Origin of the sequence: Acidiphilium sp. AL (assembly GCF_025499445.1) — a bacterium.
Lineage (GTDB): Bacteria > Pseudomonadota > Alphaproteobacteria > Acetobacterales > Acetobacteraceae > Acidiphilium > Acidiphilium iwatense.
Window position 1 is genome coordinate 22,151 of sequence record NZ_JAIMBZ010000038.1, and the last position, 7,665, is coordinate 29,815.

Genomic DNA, 7,665 nt, shown 5'->3' on the forward strand with positions numbered 1-7,665 from the left:
GATCGGCGCCCGGGGACGCGCTGCTCTCCGCGTCACCGGGCCGTCTACCTTCTGGACAAACGACATGCGCATCAATTGCCGTCTCGCGATGTTAGGGCTGCCAACGCAGTTGACCACCGTGGCTGGCCGCACCGTGCTACGCCGGTATTTCGTCACCATGGCGATCGGCAATCTTGTCTGGGAAACGATGCAACTGCCGTTTTACACGATCTGGCGGACGGCACGCTTCGCCTATCTTGCTTTTGCCGTGCTGCATTGCTGGATCGGCGATCTGCTGATCGGCTCCGTCACGATGCTGTTCGGGATCATTGCGGCCGGGCGGCAATGGCCGTTTGCAAATGGCGGGCGTGCCGTTCTCGTCACGCTCACGAGCGGTGTCGCCTATACAATGTTCAGCGAGTGGCTCAACGTCGTGGTGCGCGGCGCGTGGGCCTATAGCCCGGCGATGCCGGTTCTGCCGGTGCTCGGCACCGGTCTATCGCCTTTCCTGCAATGGGTCGTCGTGCCGGGAGTGGCGCTTTGGTTCGCGTATCGCCGCCCTTGCGCATTGTCCGTCGAGACCTGCCGATGATCATCCGGTCGCAGCCGCGTCTTGCCGCCATTCTGATACTCATCCTGACATTCATGCTGGGGGTGTTTTCGATAACATCTGCTTTAGCCGCAAGCACCCAATGGGTCGGCAACCGGCACGCGGCGGCGCGGTTGATCACCGCGACCGAGGCTGTGGGCAACGCACCGCAGATCGACGCAGGTTTGCAGATCAGGCTCGAGCGTGGCTGGCACGCCTATTGGCGCAATCCGGGTGCCGCGGGCATTCCGCCCTCGATCGACTGGGCGGGATCGACCAACGTCAAATCGACCAAAATGTACTGGCCTGCACCGCACCGCTATCTGCTCTATGGCCTGGTTACCCAGGGCTACGAGCACGGCGTTGTCCTGCCGCTATCGATCGTGCCGAAACACCCCGGCGCGCCGATGGTTCTGCACGCGCTCGTGCATTATTCGGCGTGCAAGACGATCTGCATCCCCTACACCGCCAAGCTTGTGCTTCCCCTGCCTGCGGGCCTCGCGAGCCCCGGACCGCAAGCGCCCCTGATCGCCAAGGCCTGGACACGCGTGCCAGGCACGCTGGCTCAAGCAGGGCTGAGCCTGTTGCAAGTGGTGGTGTCCAAATCGCCTGGACACAAGAATACGACGATATTGTCCCTTGTTGTCGATGCGCATGGCGCCCGCCTGTCGCGCCCCGATCTGTTCATCCAGAACCATTTTTCGACCGCAACGCCGGGTGCCCCAAAAATCTGGCTCGATACCGGACATCGGCGCAGCGTGCTGAGTGTGACCCTCAAGGGCGAAAAAGCGGCCGCCATCGCCGGAAGAAAACTGCGATTCACGCTGGAAAACGGATTGGGTGCGGCGGCGTTTTCGGCAACCCCGGTGTTCGGCCCCGTGCCCGCACATGGCACCGGTGTGAGCATCATGCTGATCCTCGCGATCGCGCTGCTCGGCGGTCTGATCCTGAACGTGATGCCTTGCACGCTCCCGGTCCTGTCGCTCAAACTCATGAGCTTCGCCGGAGCATCGGGCGGCGCGCGGCGGGATTTACGGATCACGCTACTGGCAACCGCGCTGGGGATCATTGTTTCCTACGCGGCTCTCGCCTTCATTATCATCGTGTTGAAGGCGGTGGGTGCCACAATCGGCTGGGGCATCCAGTTCCAGCAACCCTGGTTTCTCGGCGCGATGGCGGCGATCACCACGCTGTTCGCCGCAAGCCTGTGGGAGTGGCTGCCGATCCCGCTCCCCGGGCTTGCGGCACGAACCGCGACCATGGGCAGCGAAGCCAGTGCCAGAACCGCAGCGTTTCTGACCGGCGTCTTTGCGACGCTTCTTGCCACATCCTGCACCGCACCTTTTATCGGCGTCGCGGTCGGTTTCGCGCTCGCTCGCGCGCCACTGGTCATTCTGGGCATTTTCGCAGCCCTCGGGATCGGCATGGCGCTGCCCTACCTGCTGGTCGCGGCTTTCCCCGGCCTGGTGCGCTGGATGCCAAAGCCCGGGCGCTGGATGGTTGTGCTCCGCGTTCTTCTCGGTTTTGCCCTGCTGGGCACGGCGATCTGGCTGGTCTGGATCATCGAAGCGGTCGTCTCGCCCATGGCCGCACTGGTCATCGGCGCTACAATTCTCGTCATGCTTGCGCTGCTGTTCTGGCGTCATCGTCTCGGGAATAGCCAGGGCCGATTGCGCCGCATCGGAGCCTTCGCGGTGATTGCTGCCGTCGCCCTTGCCATTATCGAACCATCGATCACCCCGGCCAGCTTGGCACCCACCAAACAACGCGCCGACAACACGATCTGGCAGACATTCGACCAGGCCCGCATCGTCACGTTGATTGGCGAAAACAAGATTGTCTTCGTTGATGTCACCGCCGCATGGTGCCTGATCTGCAAGGTCAATGCGCTCACGGTGTTGGACCGTAACCCGGTGGCGCGACAATTGCGCGCGCCCGGCGTGGTCGCGATGCGCGCCGACTGGACCCGCCCCAGTGCGCCGATCACCGCCTATTTGCGCAGCTTCGGACGGTATGGAGTGCCGCTCGACGTGGTCTACGGCCCCGGCGCACCATCCGGCATCATGCTGCCGTCTCTGCTGACACCGGGCGTCGTCATGCAGGCTTTCCGGCGCGCGGCCGGACCACCACCCCGTACGGAGGCCGCACGATGAATTTCTACGACCGAAGGATTCTTCCCTATGTTCTGAATTTTGTGATGCGTCAGGAGGCGCTGGTACCGTTCCGCACGCGCGTCATCGGCGTGGCACAGGGGCGTGTGTTGGAATTCGGCGTCGGCTCCGGCCTCAATCTGCCGCTCTATGGTGCCGGCGTGACATCGGTCACCGGCGTCGATCCTTCGTCCGCCTTGTTGGGCATGGCGCAGGATCGTGTCACGAGCGCCATCGTGCCAGTCGAACTGATCGAGGCTTCGGCGGAGACTTTGCCGATCGACACTGCAAGCATTGATAGTGTCGTCACCACCTGGACGCTCTGCACCATCCCGAACGCGGTGCAGGCGCTGCGCGAGGCGCGGCGGGTGCTCAAGCCTGGCGGCACGCTTCTGTTCATCGAGCATGGCCGCGCGCCGGAACCCGGCATTGCGCGCTGGCAGGATCGGCTCGATCGCCCCTGGGGACTGATCGCCGGCGGCTGCCATATCAACCGCAAGATCGACGCGTTGATTATGGAGGCCGGGTTTCACATGGAGCGCCTGTCGCATGACCGGATGCCGGGTCCGCGGACGCATAATTATCTCTATGAAGGCAAGGCCCATCCCGTATGACCGACCGGAGCGAATATTCAGATTATCAGCCCCGGCGTGGTCACCGGATCGGGCGGCGGATCGCGATCGGCGGGGCGATTGGCCTCGGTGCGGCACTGACCGCCATCGCCATCGATCCCGGCATTATCGGGGTGACGGAACACAATACGCTCGAGACTCTGGCGCATCTGCTCGGCTGGAGCAGGCCGCATGGCCGGCTGGCAACCACCACCGACTCGGCGATCTCTCCCGGCGCGCCGATCGGCGGCCCGTTCGCCCTGACCAACCAGTTCGGCCAGGCGATGACACCGGCAAGTTTTCGCGGGCGCTGGATGCTGGTCTATTTTGGTTACTCGCGCTGCCCGGACGACTGCCCTCTGACACTCGAAAAAATGGCGATCATGATGAACGCGCTGGGGAAGCTCGCCAAACATGTTGCTCCCGTCTTTATCACCGTCGATCCCACCCATGATACGCCGGCGGTGCTTAGGACATATCTGCCCAAGTTCAGCAACAAGATCATCGGTCTCACCGGGCCGGTACCGGAGATCGCCAAGGTCGCCCGCGAATACGACGCCTATTTCAACACGACCGATCACGAAGCCTCCGGCCAGAGCCTGATCAGTCATTCAACCTTCATTTATTTGATGGCGCCGAACGGAAAGTTCGAGAATCTGTTCCCGGTGTCCATCACGGTACCGCAACTCGTCCACGTCATGAAAAAGGCGATCGCCCAATGACCCTGTCGCCATCCTCACGGCGTGGTTTTCTTACCCTCGCAGCTTCCGGCGCGGCGCTTGGCCTGCCGCGATCCGGCGCAGCCGCCATCCCGAACGCCCCACCGCTCTATATCACCACACCAAAGCCGTTGCCGACATTTAAATTCTCCGACGCATCCGGTCATCCCCTCACGCTCGCCGATTTCCACGGCAAATTTGTGCTCCTGAACATCTGGGCGACTTGGTGCATCCCCTGCCGCAAGGAAATGCCCACCTTGGATCGGTTGCAAGCGAAGCTTGGCGGCCCGCATTTCGAAGTGGTGCCGGTCTCGATCGATTCCGGTGGACTGGAAGCGGTCAGGAAATTCTATGCCGAGATCAAGATCAAGCATCTCGGTATCTTTCTCGATCCAAGCGGCAACGCGATGCAGGTGCTCAACCTGGAAGGCGTTCCGACCAGTTTCCTGATCGACCCGAACGGCAGGCAGATCGGGCGGGAGACCGGCGCTGTGGTCTGGGATAGCCCGAACGTGGTCAAATTCATGGCCCATCAGATAGCCGGGCATTCCCATGAATAACCAAAGACGGAACACCAGGACTGCGTGTCGGCCAGAAGACGGGATTTGGTCTCGATTGCCCGCCTCGCGGCGTGAGTTGCTCGGACTGCCCTTCCTGGTGGCCGGCAGCGCGATCGTAGCGTCCGGCTCGGCATCCGCCGCGGTCCCCGCACATCCGCCACTCCAGCTTTTTGCACCAAAAACATTTCCGGCACTCAGGTTCCTGGATGAAGCCGGTCAGCACATCTCGCTGGCATCCTTTCACGGCAAGTTCGTGCTGCTCAGCATCTGGGCGACCTGGTACATCCCCTGCCAAAAGGAGATAGCCACGCTGGATCGGCTACAGGCCAAACTCGGCGGTCCGCACTTCCAGATCGTTCCCGTGTCGATCGATACCGGCGGATTGGCTCCGGTCAAGGAATTCTACGCCCGATTCAAGATCCAGCATCTTGGCATTTTTCTCGATCCGAGCGGCAGCGCCATGGAAATCCTCAATCTTCAGGAAATTCCGGTCAGCTTTCTGATCAACTCGGATGGCGAGGCGATCGGTCTCCGATCCGGCACCGCCGTCTGGGACAGCCCGCGCATGGTCAGATTCCTGACCCATGTGATCTCGTCGAAATCACCCACCTGAACCAAGGAGTTTTCAACCATGAATGCATGTTGCGATAACACCGGCACTACGCGCCGATCCGGCTGGCGGCGCTTCTTGACCGGACGGATTGCGATCGTCGTCGGCCTTGTTGTCATCGCCGGCGGTGGTCTTGCCGTTGGCGGCTGGGGCTGGCTGGTTGCCGCCGGTTTGGCGCCGATCATCCTGTCGCTGCTGCCCTGTCTTGTCATGTGCGGCCTCGGGCTCTGCATGATGGGCATGAACAAATCGAAATCGAACGCCGCACCAGCCATCGACGCAGCGATCCAGAATGGTGATGGCACAGTCCGCCGGGGTGACTCGATGCCGTCGTCCGCTGTCCCGTCGATCGCCCACCGTCAAAGTCAGAATGTCACTTGAAATCAGCTTCATTCAGTCAAATCAAAATGAAAGGAATACGCGCATGAGTATCCAACTTGGTCAGATCGCACCCGACTTCGAGCAGGTCAGCACGCACGGCACGATCAAATTCCACCAATGGCTCGGCGACTCCTGGGGTGTGCTGTTCAGCCACCCGAAGGATTATACACCGGTCTGCACCACCGAACTTGCCGAAGTCGCGCGGTTGAAGCCCGAATGGGACAAACGACACGCCAAGCCGATCGGGCTTTCGGTCGATCCTGCCGACAGCCATAAGGGCTGGGAAGACGACATCAAGGAAACCCAAGGTCAATCACTCAATTTTCCGCTTCTGGCCGATGCCGATCGCAAGGTCTCCCATCTCTACGGCATGATCCACCCGGAAGCCGACCCCACGGTCACGGTGCGCAGCGTGTTCATCATCGATCCCAACAAAAAGGTTCGGCTCATCATCACCTATCCGCCCAGCACCGGCCGAAACTTCGACGAAATCATCCGGGTCATCGACAGCCTGCAACTCACCGATGCGCACAAGGTGGCGACGCCGGTGAACTGGAATGATGGCGATGAGGTCATCATCCTCCCAAGCCTCTCCGACGATGACGCAAAGACCCGCTTCCCGGAGGGCTGGAGAACCCTGCGGCCCTATCTTCGCATGGTCGCCCAACCCAGACTACCGCATCGGCAGTGATCGCGCCGACATGACGCCAAACCGGCCCCACATATGCCTAATTTTTGTGGGGCCGTATAGCTCTTCACACAATCCATCGAGGATCCCCGATGGTAGGGACCCGGATCATAGCGATGAGTACAGTGACGAAGCGCATGATAGGTTGGATAGGCGGATTTATCTCGATTGCTTTGATGCTGTCCTTCCGGGACGCCGCGGCGGCGGAATTCGTAAAAAATGCTGCCGGGTTTCCGATCCATGCGCCGCGCCCGTGGGAGTGGTGGTTCCAGCCGGCGGCGAGCCCGATCCAGAAGGCCATCGACTGGATGATGCAGTTCGTGCTGTGGATCATGTTCGGCGTGGTCGCGCTGGTTGGCGTGCTGCTCGGCATCGTGATGGTGCGGTTCCACGCCTCCCGGCACCCGGTGCCGACCACCACCACGCACAATACGGTGATCGAGGTGCTGTGGACGGTGGTGCCCGCGCTGCTGCTGATCGTGATTTTCGTGCCCTCGCTCAACATGATCTATCAGCAATCCAACTATAAGCACCGCTACATGACGGTGCGGGTGATCGGCCATCAATGGTTCTGGGAATACGACTATCTCGGCGCCAAGGGAGTCGATTTCACCTCCTACGCGATTCCGCCGAACCAGTTGAAGCCGGGCGAGATCCGCCAGCTTTCCGCCGACCATCCGCTGGTGCTGCCGGCTGGCAAGAAAGTGGTGTTCCAGATCACCAGCAAGGATGTGCTGCACAGTTTCTTCATCCCCTCGCTCGGTGTGCAGCGCTATGCGATTCCCGGCCAGATCTGGCACCAGTGGACTCAAATCGACGCACCGGGGGTTTATTATGGCGAATGCAACCAGATTTGCGGCATGAACCACGACGACATGCCGATCGAGGTCGTCGCGCTGCCGATGAAGCAGTTCCAGGCCTGGCTCGCCGAGGCCAAGAAGGACGCGGCGCAAGGCAACGTGCCGAAGGTGCATAAATATGAAGTGCTGGCGGAGCAGGCGGCAAAGGCGAAGGCCGCCGCGCTGCCGGGGGTGACGCTCGCGAGCGCTGCCGCGCCGCCGGCCGTTACCCATTAATCATCGTGCCCAGGAGAATATGACCATGTCCACCACCGCCTCGCACGATCACGCCCACGCCGCCCATGCGCATGACGCCCATTATCCGGGGTTCGTCCGCCGCTGGCTGATGAGCACGAACCACAAGGATATCGGCACGCTCTACATCACCTGGGCGATCATTGCCGGGATCGAAGGCGGGGTGCTGTCGGAAATCATGCGGATGCAGTTGATGCATCCGAACAACACGCTGATCACCTCGGGCCAGACCTGGAACGCGATCGTCACCGCGCACGGGCTGCTGATGATCTTCTTCATGGTGA

Annotated in this window: 10 protein-coding genes; all 10 read left to right on the forward strand. The window is 61.4% G+C overall.

Annotated features, from left to right (window positions below; genetic code table 11):
• Positions 1–64: 64 nt before the first annotated feature.
• Positions 65–571: a hypothetical protein gene (locus AiwAL_RS16200; protein WP_013640735.1), complete on the forward strand. Its 507-nt coding sequence runs from the start codon at positions 65–67 to the stop codon at positions 569–571.
• Positions 568–2,721: a protein-disulfide reductase DsbD gene (locus AiwAL_RS16205; RefSeq protein WP_262313067.1), complete on the forward strand. Its 2,154-nt coding sequence runs from the start codon at positions 568–570 to the stop codon at positions 2,719–2,721. The genes AiwAL_RS16200 and AiwAL_RS16205 overlap by 4 nt, the downstream gene beginning before the upstream one ends.
• Positions 2,718–3,332, forward strand: coding sequence for a class I SAM-dependent methyltransferase (locus AiwAL_RS16210; RefSeq protein ID WP_235705318.1), 615 nt, complete (start codon positions 2,718–2,720; stop codon positions 3,330–3,332). The genes AiwAL_RS16205 and AiwAL_RS16210 overlap by 4 nt, the downstream gene beginning before the upstream one ends.
• The gene (locus AiwAL_RS16215; protein ID WP_262313068.1) at positions 3,329–4,051 is read left to right on the forward strand and encodes an SCO family protein; all 723 of its coding nucleotides are present in this window, start codon (positions 3,329–3,331) and stop codon (positions 4,049–4,051) included. The genes AiwAL_RS16210 and AiwAL_RS16215 overlap by 4 nt, the downstream gene beginning before the upstream one ends.
• Positions 4,048–4,608: a TlpA disulfide reductase family protein gene (locus tag AiwAL_RS16220; protein ID WP_262313069.1), complete on the forward strand. Its 561-nt coding sequence runs from the start codon at positions 4,048–4,050 to the stop codon at positions 4,606–4,608. Before AiwAL_RS16215 ends, AiwAL_RS16220 begins: the two co-directional genes overlap by 4 nt.
• Before the next feature lie 55 nt (positions 4,609–4,663).
• Positions 4,664–5,221 (forward strand): TlpA disulfide reductase family protein, encoded by a 558-nt coding sequence (locus AiwAL_RS16225; RefSeq protein WP_262313070.1) that lies wholly within the window; start codon positions 4,664–4,666, stop codon positions 5,219–5,221.
• 75 nt (positions 5,222–5,296) lie between these two features.
• Positions 5,297–5,599 (forward strand): hypothetical protein, encoded by a 303-nt coding sequence (locus AiwAL_RS16230; protein ID WP_231844414.1) that lies wholly within the window; start codon positions 5,297–5,299, stop codon positions 5,597–5,599.
• Positions 5,600–5,642: 43 nt separating this feature from the next.
• Complete coding sequence (locus AiwAL_RS16235; RefSeq protein WP_235705322.1) at positions 5,643–6,290, forward strand: peroxiredoxin; 648 nt, start codon at positions 5,643–5,645, stop codon at positions 6,288–6,290.
• Between the two features lie 173 nt (positions 6,291–6,463).
• The gene (gene coxB / locus AiwAL_RS16240) at positions 6,464–7,363 is read left to right on the forward strand and encodes a cytochrome c oxidase subunit II (RefSeq protein ID WP_262313071.1); all 900 of its coding nucleotides are present in this window, start codon (positions 6,464–6,466) and stop codon (positions 7,361–7,363) included.
• Between the two features lie 25 nt (positions 7,364–7,388).
• On the forward strand, positions 7,389–7,665 hold a 277-nt coding region (locus AiwAL_RS16245), incomplete at its 3' end, for a cbb3-type cytochrome c oxidase subunit I (protein ID WP_408851810.1).